This is a genomic window from Litorimonas sp., from assembly GCA_029936425.1.
GTDB lineage: Bacteria > Pseudomonadota > Alphaproteobacteria > Caulobacterales > Maricaulaceae > Litorimonas.
In genome coordinates this window covers 26,740-52,360 of record JAPYSU010000005.1, presented here as the reverse complement: position 1 = coordinate 52,360, position 25,621 = coordinate 26,740, and the positions used below count along the sequence as shown (strand labels likewise).

The 25,621-nt window shown below is 47.3% G+C and carries 30 protein-coding genes; 11 read left to right on the top strand and 19 right to left on the bottom strand.

What is annotated here, in order from left to right:
• Window positions 1-80 precede the first annotated feature (80 nt).
• Complete coding sequence (locus ACN0IC_RS06265; protein WP_416877914.1) at window positions 81-614, bottom strand: ubiquinol-cytochrome C chaperone family protein; 534 nt, start codon at window positions 612-614, stop codon at window positions 81-83.
• 94 nt (window positions 615-708) lie between these two features.
• Between ACN0IC_RS06265 and ACN0IC_RS06260 the strand changes: the two genes are divergently transcribed.
• The gene (locus ACN0IC_RS06260) at window positions 709-1,218 is read left to right on the top strand and encodes an outer membrane protein assembly factor BamE (protein WP_416877913.1); all 510 of its coding nucleotides are present in this window, start codon (window positions 709-711) and stop codon (window positions 1,216-1,218) included.
• Here the strand turns inward: ACN0IC_RS06260 and thiL are convergent.
• From thiL to nrdR, 7 genes are read right to left on the bottom strand one after another with little or no spacing between them, the layout of a single operon-like run.
• The gene (gene thiL / locus ACN0IC_RS06255) at window positions 1,215-2,210 is read right to left on the bottom strand and encodes a thiamine-phosphate kinase (RefSeq protein ID WP_416877912.1); all 996 of its coding nucleotides are present in this window, start codon (window positions 2,208-2,210) and stop codon (window positions 1,215-1,217) included. The two genes, ACN0IC_RS06260 and thiL, sit on opposite strands and share 4 nt — an antisense overlap.
• Window positions 2,211-2,212: 2 nt before the next feature.
• Window positions 2,213-2,698 (bottom strand): transcription antitermination factor NusB, encoded by a 486-nt coding sequence (nusB, locus tag ACN0IC_RS06250; RefSeq protein ID WP_416877911.1) that lies wholly within the window; start codon window positions 2,696-2,698, stop codon window positions 2,213-2,215.
• Window positions 2,698-3,132: a 6,7-dimethyl-8-ribityllumazine synthase gene (locus ACN0IC_RS06245; RefSeq protein ID WP_416877910.1), complete on the bottom strand. Its 435-nt coding sequence runs from the start codon at window positions 3,130-3,132 to the stop codon at window positions 2,698-2,700. Before ACN0IC_RS06245 ends, nusB begins: the two co-directional genes overlap by 1 nt.
• Window positions 3,133-3,137: 5 nt before the next feature.
• Window positions 3,138-4,280, bottom strand: coding sequence for a 3,4-dihydroxy-2-butanone-4-phosphate synthase (gene ribB / locus ACN0IC_RS06240; protein ID WP_416877909.1), 1,143 nt, complete (start codon window positions 4,278-4,280; stop codon window positions 3,138-3,140).
• Window positions 4,277-4,912, bottom strand: coding sequence for a riboflavin synthase (locus ACN0IC_RS06235; RefSeq protein WP_416877908.1), 636 nt, complete (start codon window positions 4,910-4,912; stop codon window positions 4,277-4,279). Before ACN0IC_RS06235 ends, ribB begins: the two co-directional genes overlap by 4 nt.
• 17 nt (window positions 4,913-4,929) lie before the next feature.
• The gene (locus tag ACN0IC_RS06230) at window positions 4,930-5,589 is read right to left on the bottom strand and encodes a RibD family protein (protein WP_416877907.1); all 660 of its coding nucleotides are present in this window, start codon (window positions 5,587-5,589) and stop codon (window positions 4,930-4,932) included.
• Window positions 5,590-5,595: 6 nt separating this feature from the next.
• Window positions 5,596-6,081: a transcriptional regulator NrdR gene (nrdR, locus tag ACN0IC_RS06225; protein ID WP_416877906.1), complete on the bottom strand. Its 486-nt coding sequence runs from the start codon at window positions 6,079-6,081 to the stop codon at window positions 5,596-5,598.
• A gap of 223 nt (window positions 6,082-6,304) precedes the next feature.
• Between nrdR and ACN0IC_RS06220 the strand changes: the two genes are divergently transcribed.
• The 8 genes from ACN0IC_RS06220 to ACN0IC_RS06185 all read left to right on the top strand — a co-directional run bounded on the left by ACN0IC_RS06220 (window position 6,305) and on the right by ACN0IC_RS06185 (window position 15,063).
• On the top strand, window positions 6,305-8,515 hold the full coding sequence (locus tag ACN0IC_RS06220; protein ID WP_416877905.1) for an exonuclease domain-containing protein: 2,211 nt from the start codon (window positions 6,305-6,307) through the stop codon (window positions 8,513-8,515).
• A gap of 26 nt (window positions 8,516-8,541) precedes the next feature.
• The gene (locus ACN0IC_RS06215) at window positions 8,542-9,465 is read left to right on the top strand and encodes a polyprenyl synthetase family protein (protein WP_416877904.1); all 924 of its coding nucleotides are present in this window, start codon (window positions 8,542-8,544) and stop codon (window positions 9,463-9,465) included.
• A 2-nt stretch (window positions 9,466-9,467) separates the two neighbouring features.
• On the top strand, window positions 9,468-10,418 hold the full coding sequence (locus ACN0IC_RS06210; protein WP_416877903.1) for an ABC transporter ATP-binding protein: 951 nt from the start codon (window positions 9,468-9,470) through the stop codon (window positions 10,416-10,418).
• Window positions 10,419-10,438: 20 nt separating this feature from the next.
• Window positions 10,439-11,503, top strand: coding sequence for an ABC transporter permease (locus ACN0IC_RS06205; RefSeq protein WP_416877902.1), 1,065 nt, complete (start codon window positions 10,439-10,441; stop codon window positions 11,501-11,503).
• An 11-nt stretch (window positions 11,504-11,514) separates the two neighbouring features.
• A complete protein-coding gene (locus ACN0IC_RS06200) occupies window positions 11,515-12,252 on the top strand; it encodes a fatty acid desaturase (RefSeq protein WP_416877901.1) in 738 nt (245 codons plus the stop codon).
• On the top strand, window positions 12,249-12,731 hold the full coding sequence (locus tag ACN0IC_RS06195; RefSeq protein WP_416877900.1) for a sterol desaturase family protein: 483 nt from the start codon (window positions 12,249-12,251) through the stop codon (window positions 12,729-12,731). Before ACN0IC_RS06200 ends, ACN0IC_RS06195 begins: the two co-directional genes overlap by 4 nt.
• A complete protein-coding gene (gene aat / locus ACN0IC_RS06190; RefSeq protein WP_416877899.1) occupies window positions 12,728-13,354 on the top strand; it encodes a leucyl/phenylalanyl-tRNA--protein transferase in 627 nt (208 codons plus the stop codon). Before ACN0IC_RS06195 ends, aat begins: the two co-directional genes overlap by 4 nt.
• 107 nt (window positions 13,355-13,461) lie before the next feature.
• Window positions 13,462-15,063 (top strand): DEAD/DEAH box helicase, encoded by a 1,602-nt coding sequence (locus tag ACN0IC_RS06185; RefSeq protein WP_416877898.1) that lies wholly within the window; start codon window positions 13,462-13,464, stop codon window positions 15,061-15,063.
• Between the two features lie 21 nt (window positions 15,064-15,084).
• Here ACN0IC_RS06185 and ACN0IC_RS06180 read toward each other — a convergent pair whose 3' ends face one another.
• From ACN0IC_RS06180 to ACN0IC_RS06140, 9 genes are all read right to left on the bottom strand, one after another.
• Entirely contained in the window at window positions 15,085-16,158 is a 1,074-nt protein-coding gene (locus ACN0IC_RS06180; protein WP_416877897.1) for an alpha/beta fold hydrolase, read from the bottom strand.
• A gap of 24 nt (window positions 16,159-16,182) precedes the next feature.
• Complete coding sequence (gene rfbA, locus ACN0IC_RS06175; protein ID WP_416877896.1) at window positions 16,183-17,058, bottom strand: glucose-1-phosphate thymidylyltransferase RfbA; 876 nt, start codon at window positions 17,056-17,058, stop codon at window positions 16,183-16,185.
• Between the two features lie 5 nt (window positions 17,059-17,063).
• Complete coding sequence (rfbD, locus tag ACN0IC_RS06170; protein ID WP_416877895.1) at window positions 17,064-17,966, bottom strand: dTDP-4-dehydrorhamnose reductase; 903 nt, start codon at window positions 17,964-17,966, stop codon at window positions 17,064-17,066.
• 3 nt (window positions 17,967-17,969) lie between these two features.
• Entirely contained in the window at window positions 17,970-19,022 is a 1,053-nt protein-coding gene (gene rfbB, locus ACN0IC_RS06165; protein ID WP_416877894.1) for a dTDP-glucose 4,6-dehydratase, read from the bottom strand.
• A gap of 40 nt (window positions 19,023-19,062) precedes the next feature.
• Window positions 19,063-19,617, bottom strand: a complete 555-nt coding sequence (rfbC, locus tag ACN0IC_RS06160) for a dTDP-4-dehydrorhamnose 3,5-epimerase (protein WP_416877893.1) — start codon at window positions 19,615-19,617, stop codon at window positions 19,063-19,065.
• A 185-nt stretch (window positions 19,618-19,802) separates the two neighbouring features.
• Entirely contained in the window at window positions 19,803-20,756 is a 954-nt protein-coding gene (locus ACN0IC_RS06155; RefSeq protein WP_416877892.1) for a glycosyltransferase family 2 protein, read from the bottom strand.
• A complete protein-coding gene (locus ACN0IC_RS06150) occupies window positions 20,740-21,441 on the bottom strand; it encodes a hypothetical protein (RefSeq protein ID WP_416877891.1) in 702 nt (233 codons plus the stop codon). Before ACN0IC_RS06150 ends, ACN0IC_RS06155 begins: the two co-directional genes overlap by 17 nt.
• 137 nt (window positions 21,442-21,578) lie before the next feature.
• Window positions 21,579-22,040, bottom strand: coding sequence for a preQ(1) synthase (gene queF, locus ACN0IC_RS06145; RefSeq protein WP_416877890.1), 462 nt, complete (start codon window positions 22,038-22,040; stop codon window positions 21,579-21,581).
• A 51-nt stretch (window positions 22,041-22,091) separates the two neighbouring features.
• Window positions 22,092-23,294: an acyltransferase family protein gene (locus ACN0IC_RS06140; RefSeq protein WP_416877889.1), complete on the bottom strand. Its 1,203-nt coding sequence runs from the start codon at window positions 23,292-23,294 to the stop codon at window positions 22,092-22,094.
• A 95-nt stretch (window positions 23,295-23,389) separates the two neighbouring features.
• Between ACN0IC_RS06140 and ACN0IC_RS06135 the strand changes: the two genes are divergently transcribed.
• Together ACN0IC_RS06135 and ACN0IC_RS06130 are read left to right on the top strand one after the other, a co-directional pair.
• The gene (locus tag ACN0IC_RS06135; protein WP_416877888.1) at window positions 23,390-23,569 is read left to right on the top strand and encodes a CsbD family protein; all 180 of its coding nucleotides are present in this window, start codon (window positions 23,390-23,392) and stop codon (window positions 23,567-23,569) included.
• Between the two features lie 3 nt (window positions 23,570-23,572).
• Window positions 23,573-23,755 (top strand): CsbD family protein, encoded by a 183-nt coding sequence (locus ACN0IC_RS06130; RefSeq protein ID WP_416877887.1) that lies wholly within the window; start codon window positions 23,573-23,575, stop codon window positions 23,753-23,755.
• An 87-nt stretch (window positions 23,756-23,842) separates the two neighbouring features.
• Here ACN0IC_RS06130 and ACN0IC_RS06125 read toward each other — a convergent pair whose 3' ends face one another.
• Together ACN0IC_RS06125 and ACN0IC_RS06120 are read right to left on the bottom strand one after the other, a co-directional pair.
• A complete protein-coding gene (locus ACN0IC_RS06125; RefSeq protein ID WP_416877886.1) occupies window positions 23,843-24,610 on the bottom strand; it encodes an alpha/beta hydrolase family protein in 768 nt (255 codons plus the stop codon).
• Between the two features lie 46 nt (window positions 24,611-24,656).
• On the bottom strand, window positions 24,657-25,601 hold the full coding sequence (locus ACN0IC_RS06120; protein ID WP_416877885.1) for a DHH family phosphoesterase: 945 nt from the start codon (window positions 25,599-25,601) through the stop codon (window positions 24,657-24,659).
• Window positions 25,602-25,621: the final 20 nt, after the last annotated feature.

Here is a 25,621-nt window from a genome sequence, read left to right as displayed (position 1 = left end):
AGTCCCTTTACTCTCTCACCCTGCTATAGCCAAGGCGATGGCTCATGCCTAATCTTTAATCCAAAATCACTTTGAACGGCTTAAAGGTCTGGAAAATTAAATTGAGAAGAGGCGATTTCTCCGAGCGTTTTATCGGACAAGGTTTGCCGAAAGGTCACACTGTATAGCTGCAACTCATCAAGAAATGTGCTGGACATCTTAAAGCCGTCTTTTTCGTGCAGATTGGCTGCTACCGATTTTATTCCGTCCATCGGTAGGGATTCGGTGTAGTCTTTCACCCGCGTATAAAAAAGTCGAATCATAGGCTTAATACGCTTTTTCACGCCTGCATCGGATATGCCTTCTTCTCTCAAGGCAATTTCAAAATCGTCTTTCATCTCATCGAATAGGGCCTGTGAAAGGCGCTGCCCTTGTTCGTCAAAAGAACGAAGCGCCTCCAAAACAATTGCAATATGGAGCGTCAGAACATCAATTCTCCCATCATAGCTATCTGGAAAGCGATTCTCTCCATAGAATTGAGGATTTCGAGATTGCTGCATAAGTTTGGCATAAAGAGAGGCTGCATCACGCTTTGCCGCGTCATCACGTCCAAACAACCGAGTGAAAAAGCCCATAATTCTAACCTTTGTTTAACACAGTATCTGTCTTGCCAGTCGGCAGCGCTTTGGTTAGGTCTTAGCGCGTTCAGATAGAAGTAAAAGTGACGATATGACCTCGAATCTTATTAAAGCAGCATGTTTCGGAGCTCTGATGCTCTCACTGAGTGCCTGCAACCCTATTTTGCGGACACATGGTTATGTGCCAACCGAAGCTAAGCCTCAGGAAGTGAATCCGGAAACGGATACGAAGGCGAGTGTCTTGGCCCGGCTGGGCAATCCCTCAGTGAAAAGCACTTTTGACGAAGATCTTGATGAAGACGTCTGGTTTTATATGAACAGCGTTCGTCAACGTTACGCCTATCTCCGACCTAAAATTGAAGACCGAAACATCACGGCTATTACTTTTAACGTTGATGGCAATGTCACCAAAGTGGCTGAATACGGCATCGAAGACGGTCAGTATGTCGATTATGTGAACCGCAAAACACCCACTCGGGGACGCGAATTATCAGTCCTTGAGCAAATCTTCGGTACGATTGGCCGCATTCCAACAGACCGCCTCGGAGGCGGCAATCAAGACGTTCCCGGCGGGCCTGGCGGCCCGGGCGGTGGACGCTAGTCATGAGAATAGCCTGATTTTTCTATACTCAGGCGTTTTTCATTTATATCTAAACACTCAACGCCCTGCCCTTCCGAAACAGTCCCAATCTTGCTGACACGCAAGTTTAACTTTTGCGCTCCTGTTTTCACCAAGTCTTCTTTGTCGGGATCTGCGGTGAATAATAACTCATAATCATCTCCGGCGGTCGCAAGTCTGATGAGCGCTTTTTCATAATTTTGGGCCTTACACCACTTTGAGGAAGCTTTGCTCAGAGGCATATCGTGCAAACTGATAGTCAGCCGCTTCTGACTGGCCTTGGCAATATGCCCGGCTTCTGACAACAAACCATCAGATATATCAGCACACGCCGTGGCGACATTTCGAAGAGTTTTCCGAAATAATAGCCGAGGGGTTGGATGTCGAAAGGCTTCTTCCCAAACCCAAAGGTCTTCCGGTTCAGAGTTATTTGCTAACATCCCAGATGCGTTCTCAGCTAACTGTAATCCCAAATAAGCATCACCAACATTTCCTGTCACCCAGATGTCGTCTCCGGCTTTCGCGCCAGAACGTAAAACAGCTTTGCCTTTCGGTACAACGCCCAGAAAGGTGGCGCTAATTGACATTGGGCCATCTGTTTTCACTGTATCGCCCCCAAACAAGGAGTATCCAAATCGGTCTTGCTCCGCCCTTAAGCCTTTGGAAAAAGCCCTCATCCAGTTTTGTAAATCAGTCCGCGTGAGATGTTTTGGCCAAGCAACAGACAAAAGATATCCAATCGGCCGGGCTCCCTTTGCGGCAAGATCGGACAGATTTACGGCCATCAAACGGCTGGCCGTTCCGGCGCCATACTCCCCTTTAAAGAAATGGACGCCTTCTATGAGCGTGTCTTGTGTCAGTACGAGGTCTTGGTTTTTACGCGGAGAGTAGATTGCCGCATCATCCAAAAGCTTGAGACCTTCAGGACCTGCGAGAGGCCTTAGAAAAGTTTCGATCCAGTCAAACTCGTTCAAAGTCAACTCTGTTTCGGCGCGTCGCCAATGAGCCCGAATTCAGTGGCCCGGACTTCTTTTCCGATTTTGTCGAGAATGCCGTTCACCATGCCCGGTTCCTTGCCATCAAAAAAGTCTGATGCGATTGAGACATACTCATTGATTATGACCAAAGCCGGAATGTCTGGCCGACGTATCATTTCATAAGCCGCCGCTCTTAAAAGGCTACGTAAAGTCAGATCCAAGCGCCGAAGCGGCCATTTCTCAGGGAGAAGCGAGCTCAGTTTTTTATCAATTGCCTCCTGTGAGACAACGACCCCTTCGATAATCTCTTCAAAGAACGGCTCGTCTGCCTGCACCATCCCTGGCTCATCACTATAGCCGAAGCGGTGATTCTGAAATTCTCTAACGACAGCTTTGGACGGCGCATTGGCAACGTCCATTTGATACAGAGCCTGAACGATGGCTATACGGGCGGCGCGACGATGCTTCGGGTTTGCTCCGGCCATTATTTTGCCGTCTCGGAAAGAGCGGTCCGAATACGAATCATTTTCAAAACGGCATTTGCGGCAAATCCGCCTTTGTCTTTTTTCGAAGACTTCGCCCTTGCCCAAGCCTGATCCTCATTTTCAACAGTTATAATCCCATTGCCTATGACCAAAGCCTTATCGACGGCTAGGTCCATCAATGCACGCGCAGATTCCTGACACACATAATCATAGTGGGTGGTCTCACCGCGAATAACGCATCCCAAAGCAACATAGCCATCGAATTTTTGAGGCCCGGCTTCCGCATAAGCAATAGCATGAGGAATTTCGAGCGCGCCGGGAACAGTGAGTTTTGTGATTGTGGCACCTGCCTTTTGCAAAACGGCCAAAGCCCCTTCCAGAAGTGAGTCGGATATACCCTCATAATATCGGGCTTCGATGACAAGAATATTCATCTTTTTTAGACCTTAGAGTTTTTTAGTGGGGTAATACCAACCAGCTCAAGATCATAGGCCTCAAGTCCGATGAGTTTTGGCATGGTATTTGTAATAAGACGCATCTTTTTTACGCCTTGGTCCACCAGAATTTGGGCGCCAACGCCATACTCACGAATGTTCTGCTCTTTTCGATCGATGGAAGACTTGTGAGCCCCAAGACGCTCTAAAAGAGTATTAATCGACCCTTCACGAATGAGAACGAGAACCGCGTGTCCCTCATAGGCCCCTAGGTCTTTCATAGCGTCCCAGATCAGACCTGAGCGCGGGCTGTCTTCATAAAGAATGTCTCCCGCAAAATCGACTTTGTGAACCCGAACCAAAGTCTCTTTGTTCGGATCTGGCTCACCTTTACTTAGGGCTACATGTTCCAATCCATCCAAAAAGTTTCTGTAAACATGAATTTGAAATGAATCATTGTTCTGAGAGGTGAATTCAGAAGACGCAATGTGTTTAACGAAATGATCTTTCTTCATCCGATATTTTACAAGATCTTCAATTGTTCCGATTTTTAAGCCATGAAATTGGGCAAATCCGACAAGATCCGGTAGACGGGCCATTGTTCCGTCGTCATTCATTATTTCGCAAATGACCGCTGACGGATTCAAACCCGCCATTCGAGAAATATCGACAGACGCTTCTGTATGGCCAGTCCGGACTAAAACGCCGCCGTCTCTGGCAATGATAGGAAACATATGCCCGGGAGAGACAATATCATCTTGGCGTGAATCAGGATCGATTGCGGTTTGTATCGTGTGTGAACGGTCGCCAGCGCTAATACCTGTCGTCACACCTTCGCGCGCTTCAATGGACTGGGTAAAGGCCGTCTCAAAACGGGATTGATTTTCTGCACTCATATTGCGCAGTCCCAAAGCCTGGGCTTTAGGCTCTTCCAATGCCAGACAAATCAAACCACGCCCAAACTTTGCCATGAAATTTACGGCATCGGGCGTCGCAAACTGCGCCGGAATGATAAGGTCGCCCTCATTTTCACGATCTTCAGCATCTACCAGAATATACATCCGGCCATTGCGAGCATCTTCGATGATTTCCTCGGGCGTGGCGAGATTATAAACTTCTTCAAATGTGGCAGTGTTCAGGTCAGTCACGATTTATCTTTCATTTGCGACAAGTAACGCGCCACATAGCGGGCTATCAGGTCTATTTCCAGATTTACTTTGTCGCCTGGCTGTAATTGGCCGAGGGTCGTTACCTCTGCGGTATGGGGAATAATGTTAACGCTGAAGGAAGTTTTATCAGACGTATTAACCGTCAGCGATACGCCATCAATGGTGATGGAGCCTTTCGGTGCAATCATGGCCATTAAATCCGGCGGCGCACTGAAAACCAGTTTGAGCGAGCCTGCGAGCGGTTCTCGGGTGAGTAAAGCACCTATCTGATCCACATGTCCCGTAACCAGATGTCCGCCTAGCTCATCCGCAGCCGTCATGGCGCGTTCAAGGTTCATTTCATGCCCGACGGTCCAGGATTTAAGAGTCGTTTTATCCAGACTCTCATCCGAGACATCAAATGCGTAGCGGCAGCCCTGTTTTGTCTTGTCTTTTTCCACGACGGTCATGCAGGCGCCGGCGTGAGAAATAGAAGCCCCTATCGCAATTGTGTCACAGTCATAATGGCTGTCTATAACCATGCGCGTATCACCCCATTCAGAGCGCGATCCACTCTGATCTCGGTCAATTGAAACAACGCGGCCAATATCTGTGACAATTCCTGTAAACATATCGGTTTATGTGACGCCTAATCGTGTGTTTTCAAGGCGTATCGCTCCCATATATCCGAACCGACTTCATTCAGCTCTGTGCGGTCAAACCTGTAAATCGCATTGATATTCGCCAGACCCAGATTACCGATCGCTGGCCTTGCTTCTGCTCCGAGTATCACGGGCGCCCGAAACCACTCAATTGTATCCACTAAGTTCCCTCGTAAAAAGCTAGCTGCCAGCGTTCCACCGCCTTCCAATAAAAGCGTTCGGATTCCGAGATTAAAGAGACTGTCCAGAGAATGCGTGAGACTTAACCCATCATTATAAGGTACACTGATCAACTGAGCTCCCAAGTCTTTGAGTGCTTGAGCCTCACCTCCCTCGTCCGAACGCGTCAAAATGTAAGTAGGAGTTGTCCGAGCCGTTTGAGCAAGATTGGAATTTGGTGATACTCTTAATTGTGAATCAAAAATCACGCGCACTGGATCCGGCTCGCCCGCAATTCGTGTTGTCAGTTGGGGATTATCCGTAATGGCCGTATTAGATCCGACTGCAATAGCGTCGTGTCGGGCGCGGAGTTTTCGTCCCTCTTTGCGAGCCGCGTCGCCAGTTATCCATTCGGATTGTCCATTTGCCAGAGCAATTTTGCCGTCCATGGAAGTGGCGAGTTTGAGGGTTACAAGGGGTCTATGCAAACCAGACTACTCCTTTTCAGAGTCAGGTTGATCTGTCTCGGGTTGGAGTTTCTCAGTTTCAATAAAGGTTTCAAAATCCTGAGTGGCGCGAAAGTCTTTGTAAACAGAGGCGTAGCGGACATAAGCTACATCATCTAGTCTCGCCAATCCTTCCATAACCAAGGTGCCAATCTGATCCGAGGTGATATCCGCCTGCCCTATACTTTCGAGCTGTCGAACGACGCCGCTTATCATTTGTTCCACCCGGTCAGTTTCCACAGGACGTTTTTGAAGCGCGATCATCACAGAACGAGCCAGTTTATCTCTATCGAAAGGCGTACGCCGCCCGGATTTTTTTATGACCGTTAATTCGCGAAGTTGAACGCGCTCGAAAGTAGTAAATCGCCCTCCGCATTGCGCGCAAAGACGACGACGCCGGACCGCAGAGTTATCTTCTGCTTGTCGGCTGTCTTTCACCTGCGTATTTTCAGAGGAGCAAAATGGGCATCGCATCGGCGGCAGGTATCACAGTTTCCAACAGGTCGCAATATTTAGGGGCCCCTTTAACACCTGCGCTTCACCGAAAGCCTATGCAATTTAATCTAAATGCGTCTTGATTTATATCATCCGTCAATACACAAGAAAGTTCCACATTTGTTCTTGGGGAGGCTGTAATTTTAGGGCTGTGGACAAGTAAGTTGATAAACCTTGTATGAATTTGAGGAGTAAACCAGGTTTGAAAGCGCATAGTTATATTCGCGCGGAGCAGAGGCGGTTTCGCCGTGCTTCCGAAGGGAAGGTTTGGACGGTTAAAGAACTCCCCCAATACTATTATCATAAAACCTTTTGCGATATGCTGACGCATGTAGGAACGCGTCATACGAATTTGATGAGCGTTGAACATACGGATTTTATCAGAGATTTCGAGGCACTGCCTTTTCAGGCACAATGCGCCTATGCGCGCATTGCCGGACGCAAAGGTACTGTTTTTAATTTTTACCACCTGCATTACTCAGAAATTCAAGATATTCCGGGTCAATTTAAACTTTTAGGGCAAAGGGGATTCGTCCGAGCTATTGAGAGGAGAGATACACGGTCTTATTTAAGCACTTTAACCAAGCCAGAGCTTACACATTTGATGTTAGACCGAGTTTGCAAAACGGAGTTCAAACGTTCTTGGAAAAAGGCGCGGTTAATAGACATTGCTTGTCATCAGACAGATTATGATCAACTCGACATTCCTGACGGCTATATTGTTCAATCGAGGTTAAAAGCTTTCAACTACCTCTTATTTCTATATTTCGGCCGGATAGAAACCAGCCTTCAAACCAAAACCTTAAAAGAGCTGGGCCTTGTCCGTCCTGCCCGGTCTGACGCCGCGAAACTCAAGTTCCGCGATCTGAAAGACGCCCAAACAGCCTATTTTTATGCGTCTGCCTTACAGAGTTTTCGAGATGGAAATGAGGACGAAATATATACCTTGATTGAAACAGTCGATAGCTGGCCGGAGGTTGTGGACGGGCCAGTCTCCATAAAACGGGGAAAACTCCTCCAAAAACTTGGAGGGTTATCCGAACGGCAAGGCGATATTGAAGCCGCACTCTCATTATATGAACGGTCCGACAGCGGGTTGTGTAACGAGCGTGTTGTGCGCATTCGATATTCCCGAAACGCTGATGGAGATAGGGATTGGGTTGACCAGCGGCTTGAGCAGATGATCGAAAATCCGGAAAGTGATGAGGAACACGCCTTTGCCGAAGATTTTTACGCCCGTAAATTTGAAAAGAAACGCACAAGCGTCGTAACAGACCTACTGCGAGATAGCGACACCCTGTTTTTGGATGAAGCCTTTCGCCACACGCCCGAACAAGCCGCGCTTAGGCATTTCAAAGAACAAGGAATAGAAGCTTACCGGACTGAAAATCGTCCTTGGCAAATGCTCTTTGGACTTTTGTTTTGGGACGAAATTCATTCACAGACGGAGGAGCGCAGCTGGAGACTTCCTGACAGCCTAAAAACAGGCAGTTTTTATGAGACCCACAAAGCGTCTATTGAGAAGAAACTCGCGGATTTGTCGAATGTATCGGCAAGCCTAGTTAAACTTCTGAAAACTCTTACTCGCCATTACAAAAAGGATAATGGTGTTTTCGTTTGGGGCGGAAGGTCATTGGATAGGATTAAAGCCCTAATGACCCATTCCCCGGAGGAATCTCTGGCAGCTATTTTACGGTTGATGGCGGAAGATTATGTGTCGACTAAAAGCGGATTCCCCGACCTTATGCTCATTGAACACGGAGAAGCGCGTTTTGTTGAAATCAAAGCAGAAGGCGATGTCTTGCGACAAAATCAACTCACGAGATTACGACAATTGAAATCTGCGGGGTATAAAGCCGAAATTCTTCGACTTGGCTGGCATATTGATCCCGATCAAACATATGTCGTTGTCGACGTTGAAACCACAGGCGGGCGGCCCGGGCTCCACCGACTGACCGAGATTGGCGCTGTTAAAATGCGCGGCGGAGAGGTTATTGATGAATGGCAGAGCCTCATTAACCCGCAACGTTCGATTCCTCCGAACATCACCCGCATCACAGGTATTGATGAGTCCATGGTCGCGCGAGCCCCATTATTTGCAGATATTGCTGATAGTTTCGCCGAATTCATGGGGGACGCCATTTTTGCGGCCCATAACGTAAATTTTGATTACGGGTTTATTTCCACCGAATATCAAATGATCGACCGAAAATTTCGCCATCCTAAAATTTGTACTTGCTCCTCAATGCGTAAACTTTATCCGGGATATCGCTCTTATAGCCTTAAAAACCTATGCCAAGAGTTTGAAATTGATTTGAAAAGTCATCATCGAGCCCTCTGTGATGCCCAAGCTGCGGCAGAATTACTCAAAATGGTCAATGAGAAGCGGATTGCCTTGCAAAACGGTGACTGATAAGCGTTGCGCAAAGGGAGACTCGGGTGAATAAACCGTCTACAAACGTTCTAGAAATCGCTGACCCACAAGATTTAAGCCCAATTCAGGCACAAATCGAAAACCGACTCTCCGACCTTATCCCTTCTGACCAAACGTGGCCCGTCAAACTTCATGCCGCCCAACGTCATGCGCTTTTATCTCCGGGGAAACGGTTTCGTCCTTTACTTTGTGTGTTGATTGCACAAGGCGCTACAAAGGACATCACAAAGCGTCAGGCTGCAATAGATGTCGGCTGCGCCGCCGAAATGGTACATGCCGCCTCTCTTATTTTAGATGATCTTCCATGCATGGATAACGCCGCCTTGCGCCGAAACAATCCCACGACCCATATTGCATTTGACGAGAGCACAGCGATTTTGAGCGCGACGTCACTTCTTAACCGTGCTTTTGGAGTTCTCGCCCGTTTAAGAGATATTGATCCTGCAATACGTATCGCTCTTGTAGATTTACTATCTTATTCAGTTGGCTCTACAGGGCTAATTGCGGGACAAATGGCGGACCTCGCAAATGACGACACCCAGACCAACCTTCAGGATGTCGAGAGATTAAACCGCCTTAAAACCGGGGCATTGTTTGAATTTACAATCTACAGCGCTGCAATCTTAACGGAGCTAACTGTTGGTCAAAAAGAGGAATTAAAGGATTTTTCTTATCACCTTGGCCAAGGGTTTCAGCTTTTGGACGATTTGAAAGACAGTCTCATGGATGACACGCAAGCGCAGAAATCTGTCGGGAAAGATGCGGGCAAGGCAACAATCCTGGCTTTGCTGGGCTCAGAGAAGTCCAAGCAAACTCTGAAAACCTACCTTTCCTCGGCAAAAGGCGCCCTACACCGCGCAGGCTTGCAGAACTCTGCTTTGCTAGAAGCTGTAATTGACCGCCAATTTGCATTCTTAAATGACGTCTAGTGATGTCTCATGCCGATACGCCCTCACTTGAGGTTAAAGACCTAAGTGTCACTTATGGAGAGTTTCAGGCTCTTAAAAGTTTGAACCTGTCAGTTAGAAAAGGCGAATTAATCGGCGTAATCGGCCCGAACGGCGCAGGAAAAACAAGCTTTATAAAAGCACTCTGCGGTCGTGTTGAATCGACAGGTCAGATCTCCATAATGGGACAAGCCATAAAGCGGGGACAAGATAGACGTCGCAAAATCGGTTTGGTGCCTCAGGACATCGGGCTGTACCCTAAACTTACCGTAAAAGAGAATCTTGATGTCATCGCTCGTTTGCTTGGCGTGAAATCATCTAAGCGTATTCAAGGCACAGAGAAAGCGCTAGATGCGGTCGGATTAACCCCCAAAGCCAACAGTCTCGTTCAAAACTTATCCGGCGGTATGAAGCGGCGCATCAATGTCGCCGCCGCCATCATGCACGACCCGGCTCTCGTTATTTTTGATGAACCTACGGCCGGAGTCGACATTCCGGCTAGAGACGAGTTACACAGACTAGCCCGCAGGCAGGCAGAGCAAGGGAAAGCGGTTATTCTTGTTACACATGAACTAGATCAAGCTGAAACGCTTTGTGATAAGATTTTACTGCTCTTTCAGGGGCAAAAACTAACTTTTGATACACCTTTAAACATTTTATCTCGACAATTTGAAGAAACTCGAAATGTTGTTCTTCGGTTTGGCGTACCTCCCACCTCAAAAACACTCGAAGTCTTGCGCCCGTTGGGGTTTAAACAACTAGTGTCACAAGAGATTTGGGCAGCATCCACACCTCTTGGTGAGGCTGCTTTTATGACTGAGTTTATGAAGGCTATGCAAGGACAGAACGATACCATCAGAGAAATATCCGTCTATAGGCCCGGGCTAACAGCGCTCATGCACCACATTGAGTTTCACAAAGGTCTGCTTAAGTGATTTATGCTGTTCTCAAGACCATGGGGCTCAGACTCTGGCGTGACAAAGGGGCTTTGGTTTTAGCCTTTGTCCTACCCGGGGTTATTTTTGCGATATTCGCCGCGATTTTTTCAACAGCGTCCGGAGGGTCGCTGGATTTGCGAGTGGCATTTGCAGCTATCGGAGATGATCCAGCCGTCACAGCCATTACGGAAACTCTTCGCGATGAAACCACTTTTGACATAGTTGAATATGAGAGCTGGTCAGGCGAGGACGTAAAGGAACAAGTCAAACTTGGCCAAGCGGATGTAGGTCTATTGATTTCTCCTCAAAGCGCTGCGCTGCCACTGTTGACGATTGTGGAAGACCCAAGCCGCAAGGTTGCCGCCACTGTAGTAAAAGGCCAAATTCGACAAATTCTGGCAGATAAAAGCGGGACAGGTCAGGATATTTTTACAACAATTTCGGCCCTTCCCGAAACATCCAATGTCGCCGGCCCTGCGGATAAATCCGTCACCTATTATATTGGTGCCACGGCCATTTTATTTCTTATGTTTGCGGCCATGCAAGGCGCCTCGATATCCATTGATGAAAGACGCTCCGGCATATCAGAACGCTTAATGGTGGGTCCGAGCGGGGCGCTGGCCATGCTGACCGGAAAGTTTTTGTTTCTAACGTCGATAGGGGTGTTGCAAGCCATTGTTATTATTGCAGTCGCCAATTTGTTCTTCGGCGTTCGAATTTTGCCTTTTCTTGAGGGACTTGTGGTGGCGTCTCTCGGCACAGCCATGTTAGCGGCTGGCCTTGCGCTTTTCACGGCAGCGCTTTGCGCAACTCAAACCCAAATGCACACAATCTCCACCTTTCTTGTTTTATTGTTCTCGGCTGTCGGCGGGTCCATGGTGCCGCGCTTCATGATGCCAGGCTGGTTACAAAGCCTCGGTATCGCCACGCCAAACTACTGGGTGATAGAAGCATATTACGGTCTGCTGGCACGCGGACAGTCGGTCTTGTCTCTCTGGCCTGTGTGGAGCGTTATATTTATCTCCGCATTTGTGTTATTAGGCTTATCATCAATATTGTCGCATAAAATGATGAGAGTGTAGTGAACGTAGGCGTGAAATCAGCTTCTGACAAGGCAAAGTCCCAGCGTCTGAATTGGGGGCTTCCTCTCGGGCTCCTAGTCGTTGCGTCATGGGCTGCAGTGCATGTTTACAGTGTTTTTTTCCACTCTCTAAGCGCTCCACTCTGGCAAACACTTGGTTTGATAGCCCTTCAATGTTGGCTCTACACAGGCATGTTTATTGTCGCACATGACACAATGCACGGCTCATTTGCGCCCAGCCGTCCAAAAGTGAACGCCGTACTTGGAACCGGTATTATGTTTATCTATGCGGGGTTTAACTGGAAGAAAATGCGGGCGGCCCATCACGCCCATCATGACAACTCCGGGCAAGACGGCGACCCGGATTTTAACCTTGAGAATCCTCATCAGTTTTGGCCTTGGTATACAAAATTCTTCACACAATATTTCGGATGGAGTCAGCTTCTCATTCTCGCTGGTTTTACATTCGCCTATATATTCATATTTGGGGCGACCTATCTCAACACGATTGTGATGTGGGCCATTCCAGCTATTTTATCTTCTATTCAACTCTTTTATTTTGGGACGTATCTTACTCACCGGCACGCGGATGAATTTGTAGATCATCATAACGCCCGGACGAACAACTATCCGCGTTGGCTTTCACTGCTCACCTGTTTTCACTTCGGCTATCATCATGAACATCACCTCTTTCCGCATGAGCCGTGGTGGCGTTTGCCGTCCCGAAAGTTTGAAAAGAATGCATCATGAGCTGGTATGCCGCGACTTTAATCGTGATTTCGAGCTTGGTCGGAATGGAAATTTTCGCCTGGTTCATTCATAAATACATTATGCATTCCCGATGGGGCTGGGGCTGGCACAAAAGCCATCACGTTGAAACCAAGGGCGTCTTTGAGAAAAACGATCTTTATGCCGTTTGTTTTAGTATTATTGCGGCCTCGTTATTCATTATCGGCTCTATGGGATATCCAGCCTTCTGGATGGTAGGTTTGGGACTAACCCTTTATGGCATTTTATATGGCTTGGTTCATGACGGCTTGGTGCATCAAAGGTGGCCTTTCTTTATTCATACCAAAGGCGGATATCTAAAACGTCTCGTACAGGCTCACCGCCTTCATCATGCAACGCATGAGAGAGACGGAGCGGTCTCGTTCGGATTTTTATACGCCGGAAATGTCCGCAAACTAAAAGCAGAGCTGAAATCTAATCAGCGCAATATAATTTCATGAACACTTTCGGACCCGCCGCTTTGCTGGAATGCTATCAGCGGGGCGTATTCCCTATGTCGGATTCCCGATCGGACACACAAGTCTTCCTAATGGATCCGGACCTGCGAGGTATTATTCCGCTAGACGGCCTACATGTAAGCCGCTCCTTAAAGAAATTCATGCGCAATTCTGATTGGACAGTAAGATACAATAACGACTTCGTCTCTGTTATTCGGGCCTGCGCTGCGCCCGATAAAGGCCGAGAAAGCACATGGATCAGTGAGGGGCTAGAGCATCTCTATGTTGCACTTCATCAAGCTGAGTGCGCTTTTTCAGTCGGAATCTATGAGGAAAAAGATCTTGTCGGCGGACTATACGGCGTTAGCTTGGGCGGCGCCTTTTTTGGCGAGAGCATGTTCTCCACTAAGACAAATGCAAGCAAAGTGGCATTAGTGGCTTTGGTGAAAGCTTTACGCGAAGCTGGATACACCCTCCTGGATACGCAATTCTTGACCCCGCACCTGGCTAGCTTGGGCGGCATTGAAATTCCGCGGGAAACTTATCATAGGCGCCTCAATGCAGCGCTAAAAAGAGACACAGATTTTCCAAGCATGTCTCTTTCGGTTCGCACTTTGACGGACTAAAATCCAAGCGGATGACTCGACTTGACGTAGGGCTTTCCCTGTATATGTTGCGCGCAGAAGAAACGGGCGGATATAGCCGCCATTATTTGTCGAAAAGTTGACACTGTTTGAGCGCCTCCGAAGATATTGAAGAAGTCCCAGCGGACGAAGAAATCACGATTACCTTTAAGGAGCTAGGCCTCGCGCCGAAAATCCTGAAGGCTCTCGATGATATGGGCTATGAAAAGCCGACTCCTATTCAGGCCCGCTCTATTCCGGCCGCGATGAAACAACGCGACGTTCTGGGGATTGCCCAGACGGGCACTGGTAAAACAGGTGCATTTGTTCTCCCTACTCTGCACAAGCTGGAGAAAGGCCGAGCGCGGGCTCGAATGCCTCGATGCCTCATAATTTGTCCGACGCGGGAACTCGCGGCGCAAGTTGCAGAAAATGTCGAGCAATATGGAAAATATTTGAAGCTTGAAATGGCGCTCTTAATCGGCGGCGTGAGCTTTGCCGAACAAGACCGCAAACTCTCAAAAGGCGTGGATATACTTATTGCGACGCCGGGGCGTCTCTTGGATCAATTCGAGCGCGGCAAAATTCTCATGACGGGCGTGCAAACGCTCGTAGTTGATGAAGCTGATCGTATGCTGGATATGGGCTTTATTCCGGACATTGAGAAAATTTTCAAAATGACGCCGTTTACGCGTCAGGTTCTATTTTTCTCGGCGACAATGCCGAATGAAATCAAGCGTTTGGTTGATCAGTTTCTCCACCAACCCGCGACAGTTCAAATTGCGCGTCAGTCGACGGCCGCAGAGACAGTACGTCAACGCATTATTCGTATGCCTTCTTCTGACCACAAGCAAAAGCGGACGGCGCTCCGCTGGATTATGGAACGAGAGGATGTTGATAACGGGATCATCTTTTGCAATCGCAAGCGTGATGTCGATATTGTTGCGAAATCACTTACAGTTCATGGCGAATCAGCCGCACCTATTCACGGTGATCTGTCCCAGTCCCTCAGAACTGAGACTCTGGACAAATTCAAAAATGGCGAAATTAAATACCTGGTTGCCAGTGATGTGGCAGCCCGTGGATTGGATGTTCCAAGTGTCAGCCACGTCTTTAATTATGACGTTCCTAATCACTCCGAGGACTATATCCACAGGATTGGCCGGACAGGCCGAGCAGGACGCGAGGGTGACACTATCATGCTTGTGGCCAGATTAGATGAAGGTAATTACCAGGATATTCTTAATCTCTTAAAAGTCGATGAAATCGAAGAAATTGATGTGCCGGGAATTGAAGATTTTCCGAAAGGCGGTGGGCGCAAAAAAGGCCGCGGGCGTAAGGGTGACCGTAAATCTCGCCATGGCGATAAGAGTTCGGGCCGAAAACGCAGTAGCTCCAAACATTCCGACCAAGAGAAGACTGGAAAAACTTCTGATTCTTCAAGTACAGCAAAAGAAGAAAAAAAGAAGAAGCCTTCTCGCCGTAAAGCCCCGAGTAAAAGTAAAGTGGCTCAGGAAGACTTTTCGTCTTCAAAGCAGGACAGCAAGAAGAAAAGCCCGAAATCAGGCGCCAAACCCTCTGAGAAGAAAACGTCCAATAAAAAGACTTCTTCAAAAGATAAGCCGTCTGGCAAAGGACGGGACCGCAACGGCCTCTCACAGAACAAAGATACGGGTTTTGCCGGCAATATGCCTGATTTCTTTAAAGTCTAATCTCTGGTGGTGACAGGCTTGTTATTGAAGTTCCAGTGCGAAAGATTCTATTTTCGTCAAAATATCGAAAACTACATTATCAGTTTCCTGAGGAAGACAATGTCCCGTCCCCGGATAACCAATATTTTTGCAATTCGCCAGAGCCTCCTCGCAAACGACTTCATTTGCAGCTGTTGAAACAAAATCATCTTGATCTGCTGAAAACATCAAAACTGGAATTTCTATAGTCTCTAAAATTCCGGACTGTCTTATAAACTGACTGCTCTCAAAAAATTCTGCGCCCCATTGGTTCGTGACGCCCCCGACTCGAAGTTCCGGATTATTTGTAAATATTGCATCTCGAAGAAACAGTCGTTTCACCTCGGAACTACACCATTCTATTCCTGCAACCGAATAATCTTGGCCAACAGGTTTCCAGTCACTTCCGCCTAATACATAACGTTTGGACAGACCCAATGCTCGCATCCCGTTCATTAACGTGAGCGCTTGATCAAATTCGTACTTGCCGGCCTTGGGCTCAATGGCAGGGGCCAGTAATACAAGTCCATCAACCATGCCGCTATATTCTGCAGCAAGACGAAGTGCTACATGGCCTCCGAAAGAAATTGCGACGGGTATCACCGTGCGTTCCGGTCCATAGTCATGCGATTGAATGAAAAGAGCCAGATCGTTCGAATATATTGAAAAATCTCCAACCCAAAGCTTTTCAGGCTGCTCCTTAAAATATCGTTCCGATCCACCCTGCCCGCGCAAGTCGATTCCCACGACATGGAATCCGCGTTCAGCGAGTAGATCAATATGTTCGCCATACATTTCCAAGGTAGCGGTGTAACCAGGAATAATGAGAAGGGTTACATCTGCCGTGCCGGAATTGCCTGTTTGGCCCCAACGAAGCTTAGTCTTGTCTTCGGCCATAAAACTCGACCAAACCCAATCGGCTGGCATCGGCGGAACCGTGAAGCTATCAGCCTGCTTCTGATAAGCGTCTGAAACTTGAAATGGTTGATAGGCTTTCTCTGGCCAATATAAAACAGCGCCTGCTCCGAAGAGGAGAACAAGAAATATGACGCTAAAGCCAGCAAAGAATTTCAGCATTACTGAGTGAACCTATCTCACTGATTACTTTTCCTTGGCAACTTTCAACAAATATTTACCGTAACCACTTTTCTCCAGGGGGGCAGCAAGGGATAAAAGTTCTTCTCGGCTTATCCAGCCCTGCTCATAAGCCGTCACTTCCGGACAACATATTCGCCGCCCTTGTCGTTCTTCAATCACGCTAACAAATTGGGCGGCTTGTAAAAGGGTTTTGTGGGTTCCCGTATCAAGCCAAGTTGTCCCATCATCAAGTAACTTGACCCGCAATTCGCCTCGGTCCAGATAAATCTGGTTAAGAGCCGTGATTTCTAATTCTCCACGAGCTGAAGGCGTAACTTGCTTTGCATATTCGCTGGCATGTTCATCATAAAAATAAAGTCCCGTCACAGCATAGTCAGAAGCGGGTTTCTCAGGCTTTTCAACAAGGGAAATTACGTTTTTCTTGTCATCGAAACCTACAACGCCATAAGCACTGGGATCTTTCACCCGATATCCAAAAACCGTCGCACCCGATAAGTGCCTAGATGCATCATCAATTGAAATATTGAAGGCGTCACCGAAAAACAGATTATCCCCCAGAACCAGCGCGCTTGGGGAACCGTCGAGAAAATCTTCAGCAATAATCAGGGCTTGCGCCAATCCGTCAGGACTAGGCTGGACGGCATATTGTATATCCATCCCCCATTGCTTGCCATCCTGCAGAAGATTCTTAAATGCGGGCTGATCGTGAGGTGTCGTGATGATCAAAACTTCTTGAATGCCCGCTTGGATAAGGATGTTGATCGGATAATAAATCATCGGTTTATCATAAACCGGCATGAGCTGCTTCGAGACTGAAATCGTGCTTGGATGCAAGCGAGTTCCGGTTCCGCCAGCGAGAATAATTCCCTTACGTTTCATGCTGCTTAGTCCTTCGCGTTGCTAACATATTCCTGAATGGCGCGGTTTAAGCCATCTGTCCAGTTAGGCATAACGACATTATGTATCTTTTCAAATTTCGAAGTGTCCATCACCGAATAGTCGGGACGCTTCGCTGTAGAGGGATATTCAGAAGACGGAATAGCATTTACGGTCATTTTATGCGAACGCATTGCCTCTGTTTGGTCAAATATGCGCTTTGCAAATTCAGCCCAATTTGTAACGTCCCCAGCCCCGCTGATATGAAAAACACCTTCAGCGCTTTTATTGCGATCAATCAACGCTTTCGCCGATAGATAGACAGCGTTTGCTAAATCGGCGGCATAAGTGGGACGACCATACTGATCTGCTACAACGTTTAAGTCGCTTCTTGTTTCGCCTAGTTTCATCATTGTGGTAAAAAAGTTTTTGCCTTGACCATCGAAAACCCAAGATGTCCGCAAGATCGCATGACGGCATCCTGACCCACTCACGCTCTCTTCCCCGGCCAATTTGCTGGCGCCGTAAACGTTTATCGGCGCAACCTTATCTGTTTCCAAATACGGTGAACTTTTTTCACCGTCGAAAACGTAATCTGTGGAGATAAAGACCATCGGAATATCATGCTTTTGACAATATTCAGAAATCACCTTGGACGCGCGTTGGTTAACGGCGTAGGCAGCCTCATGTTCTGTTTCAGCCAGATCAACAGCCGTATAGGCAGCTGCAATAATAATGGCCTCGGGACGCTCCTGCGCTTCTAAAAACAGTTTAAGAGTGGCCGGGGACTGTGCCAGATCACATTCCCCACGCGAAATAGAACTTAGCGAAACATCAAAACGATCGGCCTGATCAATCAGCGCGAGACCCAGCTGACCCGTCTTTCCGAATGCAAGAATATGATGCGACATAAATTAGGACTTTTGCCCAATTCTTTTCCCAAAAGCGCCCTCCTTAACGAGAGGTCGCCACCACCATTCATTCTCAATATACCAATCCAGAGTTTTCTGAAAACCTTCATCCCAAGTGATTTTTGGAACCCAGCCGAGTTCTGATTCGATCTTGCTGGCATTAATTGCATAACGCCGATCATGACCTGGACGGTCTGTTACAAACTCTATCAAGCCTTCATGTGTTTTCTTGGGTCTCGAAAGTTTTTCGTCCATCATCCCACACAACGTGGTGACGAGCTCCAGATTGGACCGTTCATTATTACCGCCAATATTATACGTCTCGCCCGGCGTTCCTCTCTGTAAGACTGCCAAAAGAGCGTCTGCATGGTCATCTACATAAAGCCAGTCCCGGATATTATCTCCTTTGCCGTAGACCGGAATTTGCTCGCCATGCAAAGCTTTCAAAATAACAACGGGAATGAGTTTTTCGGGAAACTGGTATGGACCATAATTATTCGAGCAATTTGTAATCAAGATAGGCAGACCAAAAGTGCGGGCCCAGGCTCTGACTAAGTGGTCTGAAGCTGCCTTTGAAGCAGAGTAAGGCGAACTCGGGTCATAAGAGGTCGTTTCTTCAAAAGCCGGATCAGTTTCACTCAAGTCCCCGTAGACCTCATCGGTTGAAACATGATGGAACCGAAAGCTATCGGCCGCCTCTGACGGCAACTGGTCCCGATATTTTCTGGCCGCTTGCAATAGGTTGAACGTCCCGATGATATTCGTTTGCATGAATGCATCCGGGCCATCAATAGAACGGTCAACATGCGATTCTGCCGCCAGATGCATGATTCCCTGTGGTTCGTATTCAGAGAAAACACGGTCGACCTCATCCTTATTGCAAATATCAACTTTTTCGAAATGATAGAGTGGAGAGTCTGTAATTTCTCTCAAACTGTTGAGATTTGCAGCATAGGTCAATTTGTCGACATTAACGACCTCATGCCCTTCCATGATAGCCTGCCTGATAACGGCAGAGCCAATAAAGCCAGCGCCGCCGGTGACGAGAAATTTCATATTGTCTCCAATGAATTTTAGTAAGAACCTCTATAGCCCTTTAGAAGGGCGAGGTGAACTCTTTGAAATAGGGCGCTGTCTTATCTTTTTCAGACACAACGGCCTTGTCGGTATCCAGGTCCCACTTTATATTCAGTGTTGGATCATCCCAACGAATGTTTGCATCGCATTCGGAAGAATAGTAATTGGTGCATTTGTAGGCAACATCGCAATTGTCTTCCAATGTACAGAACCCATGAAGAAATCCTTCCGGTATCCAGAGCTGATGCCCATTTCCTTCAGAAAGTTCAAAAGAGACAGACTGTCCGTAAGTTTTTGAATCTTTCCGGATATCAATTGCGACATCCTGAATTCGACCGCGCGTACACCGTATCAGCTTACCCTGCGCAAAGGGCGGATTCTGAAAATGCAGTCCCCGCAAAGTTCCTTTTTGGTTTGAGCGCGAGAAATTGTCCTGAACAAAATTGACTTTTTTACCTACAGCATCTTGAAACAAATCCTGTCTGAAAGTTTCGCTGAAATAGCCCCTGTCATCGGAAAACCGTCTAGGCTTAATGAGCCAAACATCAACAAGTTCAGTTGTTTCAAATTGCATGGTTAGATAATACCTGTCCGATCAAAATTTGGACTTTGTTATTATACAAAGATGCGAGGGTCTAGCTCTAACACTGAAGGCAAACATCTTGGCTTCAAGACGTATTTTCTCAACTTAATATTAAGAAGACCTTCTTGGCTTTGAACCGAATCCGCTTCTTGGACACATGAGATAAAACCAGACTTTTACAATTGTAGAGAGTTGATATATAAAGCAGCTTCAATCGTTTGCGTCCGCACAACTGGGGTTGCTCTCCCATAAACAAATGGAACCTCCTGAGGGACTTTATAGGGCTCGCCTCTGATACCTATATATTCTTCAGAATACAGCTCCCAAGTCGTTTTCTTCTTATTTTCCAGGCTTGGCAAGTTGACGGCCCGGGATGTCGTGACGCCTCCGTGATACTGATGAAAGCTCCCCTCTCCCAACAACATGATGTATTGACTGGTTTCATCCTCCACGGCTCTCTTGAAGAAGTCTAGATTTACAAGCCCGCCTCCAGGAGTATCGAAACTTTCATCATATCCACCGAGAGAAAGATAAAAATCTTTCTTGAGAATCAGCACATTGCTTTCTGCAATTTTTGAGAGCCACCCTCCTTTTGCAGAGCCTCCTAAGCTGGAAATTTTGAACAGATTATACGCATTATTCGGCCAGCCGATTGACTCCAGCAAAGCATCCTCTTTGGTCTGATCATACCCTTCCAAGATATTTTCCTGCTGCGTTTTATGCCCTAAATGATAGCCAATCGTTGCAATGACAGGGTTTTGATGCGCCTTCATAAGTGTATGAGACTGGTGCATCACGCCGGGGGTTATCATCCGCGCGCCGTCAATCACCGGGCAAACCCACTCCCCTTTTGCCATAGCTACGCCTTGGTTGAGTGCATTGGCGGGTGAAGGCTTCGGATTGTCCACTTGAATATATCGGACACATTCCGGCCAGCTTCGAACTATGTCTGGGTCAACAGGAGCGTTCGACCCATTTTCCATAACAATGATTTCTATATCATCATGTGAGATTCCCTTCTGATATGGAGGCAGAAAAGACTTTACCGTACGCGGGACCTCTCTCGCCATATTATAAGAAATGATTATAACGCTAATAAGAGGCTTGTCGGAGTTAGATGGCGATGTCATTTAGCGCCTCCCAAATAGACTTTAAATTTGACGGAACGATTTCTTCATCAACTTGCTGATTGTGCAATCGCTCATCCCGAAAATCATTCGAGGCTCCGTCATCCAGATTTAGATTGTCCATAATCATGGTGAGTTTTTTACGATAACTCACTAAATCAATATCATAACGAATAATATCAAATGGCTGGTCGTTGTGGATTTCTAGCAGTCTCGAATTGTAAGAAGCCCAAAGCCCATAAGCCTTGTCGATTTCCATCGGCTGAGCCCAAGACTTTGCTCTGTAAACCAATGAGTCCGCGACTTCTTTCGGATGCCTGAAAGTTCCTACAAACTTTGGCTCAGTCACCTTTTTCCAACCTTTTAAAGTGAACAGGCTTCTAGGGTCTTTGACGCCCCATTTTTCTTTGCCATCATAATCTTCGAGGAGAGTTTCCAAATTCGATATTTCTGAGGCAGTCCAGTCGGGCAAGTGATCTGGCGGATTATCCCATGATGCTCCTACTCGCTTCAGGATTTGATCATGAAGCGTCATGATATCTCTATTTTCTCGATTGCCTTTCTTGTTAAAGCCAGCCTCGGTATTAACATTCCCAAGATATAATCCGGCCTGTTCCAGGCAGCCTGTCAAGCAGGAAGTTCCTGAGCGATGCATTCCCATAATCATAACAGGGGGGTGAACCGGCATAAAATTTCCTCGGTGGTTATCTGCTCACATACTATATTGGGCGCAATTTACGGGTTAGCGGAGTAAAGGTCAGGCGTAAAGCACCTGCTTACGCCTGACTTTTCCAACCAAGTTTGTTATAAGTGACTGAAGAAGGTCTACCCGCGCCCTCGATAAGGCTGGACCCCTTGATCCGGGATCCAGACGCCTTCTGGCGCTTTGCCGTGTTGATAGAATACATCAATCGGGATGCCGCCGCGGGGATACCAATAGCCGCCGATACGCAGCCATGTCGGCTCAATTTCTTTGACAAGGCGGCGGCCGATACCCGTTGTGCAGGCTTCGTGGAAATCACCGTGATTACGAAAACTTCCCAGGAAAAGTTTGAAGGCCTTACTCTCCACAATCCATTCGTTTGGACAATAATCGACGACCAAGTGGGCAAAATCCGGTTGACCTGTCACAGGACAGATAGAGGTGAATTCAGGCGCGACCAAACGCACCATATAAGGCTCAGGGCAGGGATTTTTTACCCGCTCTAATACGGCCTCATCAGGCGATTGCGGGAGAGCATTATTTTGCCCTAGCTGATCCAAATCATTATAGCGGTTAGAGGCCATTGCGTCGTCCTTATGAAGTGCGCAAGCGGTTAGACCAGCCCGGCTTTAAACTCAAGTGCGGGCTGCGGTTCCCGCCGCTGTCTTTATGGGTTTGAGACAATTGCCAATCCACCTGCCCCCCGGCACTTCAATAAGGTGATAGGTGAAATGGGACATGACGACCACGGCTGCCAAGTAAGGTATCAGGTAGAGGTCGCCGACCAAGCCTGACCCGTCCCCTCCGCTAACAATTTCAGGAAACAGCCGCGTGCCGATTACACCGAATAGTATCGCCAGGAAAAAATGGTTCATGTAAACGGAATAGGAAATCTTCGCGAGATAGCGGAAAACGGGCAATCCCATAAATTTCGAAATATACCCCCCGTCGAAAGCGAACAAAACGACAAAGCCGAAAATTAGCGGCGCCGCGAAAAATTGAAGCGCTCCGCTGGAAAAATAGATGAAGACGGAGCAAATGACGAGATAAGCGACTTCCAATACAGACGTAGTCCTCGGGGTCATTGGTTTTTCTTTAACCTCTTGCCGGGCTTTGACCTTTGCATAAGCCCAAGCGCCGAGGACGCCCGTGAAAAAACCGCCAAGGCAACGCAGGAATCCATAGTCATAGGTAATGTCCATATTGGGTTTGAGATGGTACAAAACCATGTAAGCTCCGGTAACGCCCACCCCCATCAGTCCGAAATGCCAGAGCTTTTTCGGCGGCGCCCAGAGCATCATGCCTGCAAAAACAAAATAGGCAAAAAACTCGACACTGATTGTCCAGCTGGGCGCATTAAAACTTAACGAGTCATTCAGCCCCATTGAATGGGTCAATGTTAAATTCGTTAGAGCAGACCACCAATTATTGGCGGCCTCCGGCGAAAATGGCAAAACTTCCCCGGGATCATGAGTGGCCAGTCCCACCTCGTGAGCCCACAGTCTGAAAATAGCGAAAGCAAAAAAGAGCCCGAAGGTGAACAAATGCAACGGATAGAGACGCGCAAACCTTTTACCAATGAATGATTTTACCTGATACATGCTATGCAAGTTATTCCGGTACAAGGTAAACATCAAAAAACCGGAAAAAGCAAAAAACATGTCGAGCATGAAGAAGGCATCATTGATGAATGTGCGGTAATTCAGATAGGAAAACCAATTCGTGTGATGCACGGCAATCAATATAGCAAACACCCCTCTGAACCCGTCTAACGCGGCAAAATAGGGGCGAGAGGCCAGTTTGGCCTTCACTTTTGCGGGTTTGGCGGGCGAAATCATGCCCTCCCTTACACTTTGGACACAAAAATAGTCTTAACGGAACGAGAGCGGGGGCAAACACGTAGTATTTGTGTCTAATGAAAGGAGACATTTAAATGGAAAAAGAACATGTAAAATCCGCCGGAAATAAAGCTGCCGGCAAAGCGAAAGAAAAAGCTGGCGAAGCAATGGATGATAAAAGCCTAGAAGCCAAAGGCAAATATCAGCAGGCCAAAGGTGAAGCACAAGAAGCCGTTGGCGATACAAAAGATGCCATCAAAAAGGCTACGAAATAAGCCATGACCGACGACCATGAAAAAGCCAAAGCCAATAAACAAGATGGCAAAATAAAAGAAAAAATTGGTGAAGCCACTGATGATAAGTCATTGAAAGCGAAAGGTAAGATTCAAAAAGCCAAAGGAAATATTCAGGAGGCTATTGGAGATGCTAAAGATGCTTTAAAAGTTGATATTGGGTCTTAGCTTTTTCAGACACTTATGCAAAGCGTTCTCATACTAAATTATGAGGCGCTTTTTTTATATATAAAAATTCTCAAAACGCTTAAAGCTCTAATCAGAAATATAACGTGAGGACCAAGCGGCCAAAACCCGTCCGACATAGTCAGCATCCTTAGAGTTTCTCAGTAATAAATGATCTGCCCCGTCGAGACTGACAAAGCTTTTGGGGTGTTTTGCCATTTCATAAATATGCGCCGCATTTTCTATGCCGACAACCGCGTCTTGAGGTGAGTGAAAGATGAGAAGAGCCTGCGGCAGGTCGCCAATTTCCATGGCAATATCCTGATTTTCAATATCATCCAAAAATTGTTCTTTAATAATAAAAGGCCGGCCGCCGAGCAAAACTTTGGCCTCTCCCTCTTCTTCAATTTCTTCTAGCTGATCCGCAAATTGATGCACGATGTGTGTCGTGTCACAAGGAGCGCCAATTGTAGCAACGGCCTTGCATTCAGGAATTTCATCAGCGACTTTGAGCGCCGCTGTCCCGCCAAAACTATGACCAATCAGAATACAGGGCGGCATTTCGTTTTCGCGCAGGTATTTCGCAGCGGCTAATATATCAGCCACATTGGAAGAAAAATTCGTATCTGAAAAGTTTCCGTCCGACTGACCCAGCCCGGTAAAATCAAATCGCAACATACCGTAGCCCTCTTCCACCAGAGCTTTTGAGATCGTGCGGATTGGTTTTAGGTCTTTTCCAATGGAAAAACCATGCGCGAACAATACCCAGCCTTTGACCGCTCCCTCTTCAGGACGATCAAGCCGCGCAGAAAGCGCATCACCAAAGGCACCTTGGAAAGAAATCTTATCACTTTTCATAACTTACCCTCTCGTCTTAAAGAGTAAAGCGCAAGTCACATTCTGTTTAAAAAGCGTTTTGAAAAGCCTGCATAAATGCGCTCAACTCTGAAGGGGGTAAGAGGTTAATCCCTGCTGCAGCGGCTCTTCCCCCGCCTGTTTCAAATTGCATGGCAAGTTCATCAGCGCCTTGGCGTTTTGAAAGGGGCGCTCGGAGGCTGACCAGATATCCACCGGCGATTTGCGTCAATACGGCATGAGCTCTGTCTGGATAAGCTTGAGACAATGCATTGCCATGAAGTCCTGACATCCGACGAGAAGACGCGGCATCGGGAAGAATAACAGCGTAATGAGTTTCGGTATCCAGCTCAACTTGGCCGGCCTTCATAGCGGCAAGATCTGTTTCGTACCCCGCCTCTAGTTCTGAGTAAATCGATGTCCTGGTAGACAAAAAATCCATAGGAGTTTCGTATTTCACCAATTCGCGGAACAGAGCCTCGGGGTGAAAATGTAAGTCTGATAAATCAGCGCCATATCCATTATAATTTATAAGGAGACCTAATCTCTCCAAAGATTCTAACGGCAAATCAAGGTGCGACGCCTTTCTTCGGGCGAGTTCCGGAAAATTGTCCCCAAAAGCCGCCGTAACGGCCCAAGCGCGATAAGCTTCCCCTAAATAGTCATCGACTAATAACGCTGTGCAGACTTCAGATGACGTATCAATGAAGGTCTCCAGGTTTCGATGCAACGGAATTGGGTCTGCATGATGATGGTCAAAATAATATACCCCGGCTCCGGCTGTGAGTATGCGTTCAAGCGAATCCCGGTTCTTGGACAAAGAAATATCCAGCACTGTAACGCGGTCCCCCTCTCCCGCATCGACCCGTTTGAGTAGCTCAATATCTCGCTTTCTCCCCGTCACGAGCTGCGCCTCACGAGGATCAGCCAGTCGCAATTGCACAAGCGATAGGATGCCATCCGCATCACCGTTGAAAACATCAAAGTCAGCCATGGTAATTGCTCCGGCTATCT

Coding starts and splice junctions, on each gene's coding strand:
- ACN0IC_RS06265 (WP_416877914.1), bottom strand. CDS start 614: ATGGGCTTTTTCACTCGGTTGTTTGGACGTGATGACGCGGCAAAGCGT.
- ACN0IC_RS06260 (WP_416877913.1), top strand. CDS start 709: ATGACCTCGAATCTTATTAAAGCAGCATGTTTCGGAGCTCTGATGCTC.
- nusB (WP_416877911.1), bottom strand. CDS start 2,698: ATGGCCGGAGCAAACCCGAAGCATCGTCGCGCCGCCCGTATAGCCATC.
- ACN0IC_RS06245 (WP_416877910.1), bottom strand. CDS start 3,132: ATGAATATTCTTGTCATCGAAGCCCGATATTATGAGGGTATATCCGAC.
- ACN0IC_RS06235 (WP_416877908.1), bottom strand. CDS start 4,912: ATGTTTACAGGAATTGTCACAGATATTGGCCGCGTTGTTTCAATTGAC.
- nrdR (WP_416877906.1), bottom strand. CDS start 6,081: ATGCGATGCCCATTTTGCTCCTCTGAAAATACGCAGGTGAAAGACAGC.
- ACN0IC_RS06210 (WP_416877903.1), top strand. CDS start 9,468: ATGTCTCATGCCGATACGCCCTCACTTGAGGTTAAAGACCTAAGTGTC.
- ACN0IC_RS06205 (WP_416877902.1), top strand. CDS start 10,439: ATGGGGCTCAGACTCTGGCGTGACAAAGGGGCTTTGGTTTTAGCCTTT.
- ACN0IC_RS06195 (WP_416877900.1), top strand. CDS start 12,249: ATGAGCTGGTATGCCGCGACTTTAATCGTGATTTCGAGCTTGGTCGGA.
- aat (WP_416877899.1), top strand. CDS start 12,728: ATGAACACTTTCGGACCCGCCGCTTTGCTGGAATGCTATCAGCGGGGC.
- ACN0IC_RS06180 (WP_416877897.1), bottom strand. CDS start 16,158: ATGCTGAAATTCTTTGCTGGCTTTAGCGTCATATTTCTTGTTCTCCTC.
- rfbA (WP_416877896.1), bottom strand. CDS start 17,058: ATGAAACGTAAGGGAATTATTCTCGCTGGCGGAACCGGAACTCGCTTG.
- rfbD (WP_416877895.1), bottom strand. CDS start 17,966: ATGTCGCATCATATTCTTGCATTCGGAAAGACGGGTCAGCTGGGTCTC.
- rfbB (WP_416877894.1), bottom strand. CDS start 19,022: ATGAAATTTCTCGTCACCGGCGGCGCTGGCTTTATTGGCTCTGCCGTT.
- rfbC (WP_416877893.1), bottom strand. CDS start 19,617: ATGCAATTTGAAACAACTGAACTTGTTGATGTTTGGCTCATTAAGCCT.
- ACN0IC_RS06155 (WP_416877892.1), bottom strand. CDS start 20,756: ATGACATCGCCATCTAACTCCGACAAGCCTCTTATTAGCGTTATAATC.
- ACN0IC_RS06150 (WP_416877891.1), bottom strand. CDS start 21,441: ATGCCGGTTCACCCCCCTGTTATGATTATGGGAATGCATCGCTCAGGA.
- queF (WP_416877890.1), bottom strand. CDS start 22,040: ATGGCCTCTAACCGCTATAATGATTTGGATCAGCTAGGGCAAAATAAT.
- ACN0IC_RS06140 (WP_416877889.1), bottom strand. CDS start 23,294: ATGATTTCGCCCGCCAAACCCGCAAAAGTGAAGGCCAAACTGGCCTCT.
- ACN0IC_RS06135 (WP_416877888.1), top strand. CDS start 23,390: ATGGAAAAAGAACATGTAAAATCCGCCGGAAATAAAGCTGCCGGCAAA.
- ACN0IC_RS06130 (WP_416877887.1), top strand. CDS start 23,573: ATGACCGACGACCATGAAAAAGCCAAAGCCAATAAACAAGATGGCAAA.
- ACN0IC_RS06125 (WP_416877886.1), bottom strand. CDS start 24,610: ATGAAAAGTGATAAGATTTCTTTCCAAGGTGCCTTTGGTGATGCGCTT.
- ACN0IC_RS06120 (WP_416877885.1), bottom strand. CDS start 25,601: ATGGCTGACTTTGATGTTTTCAACGGTGATGCGGATGGCATCCTATCG.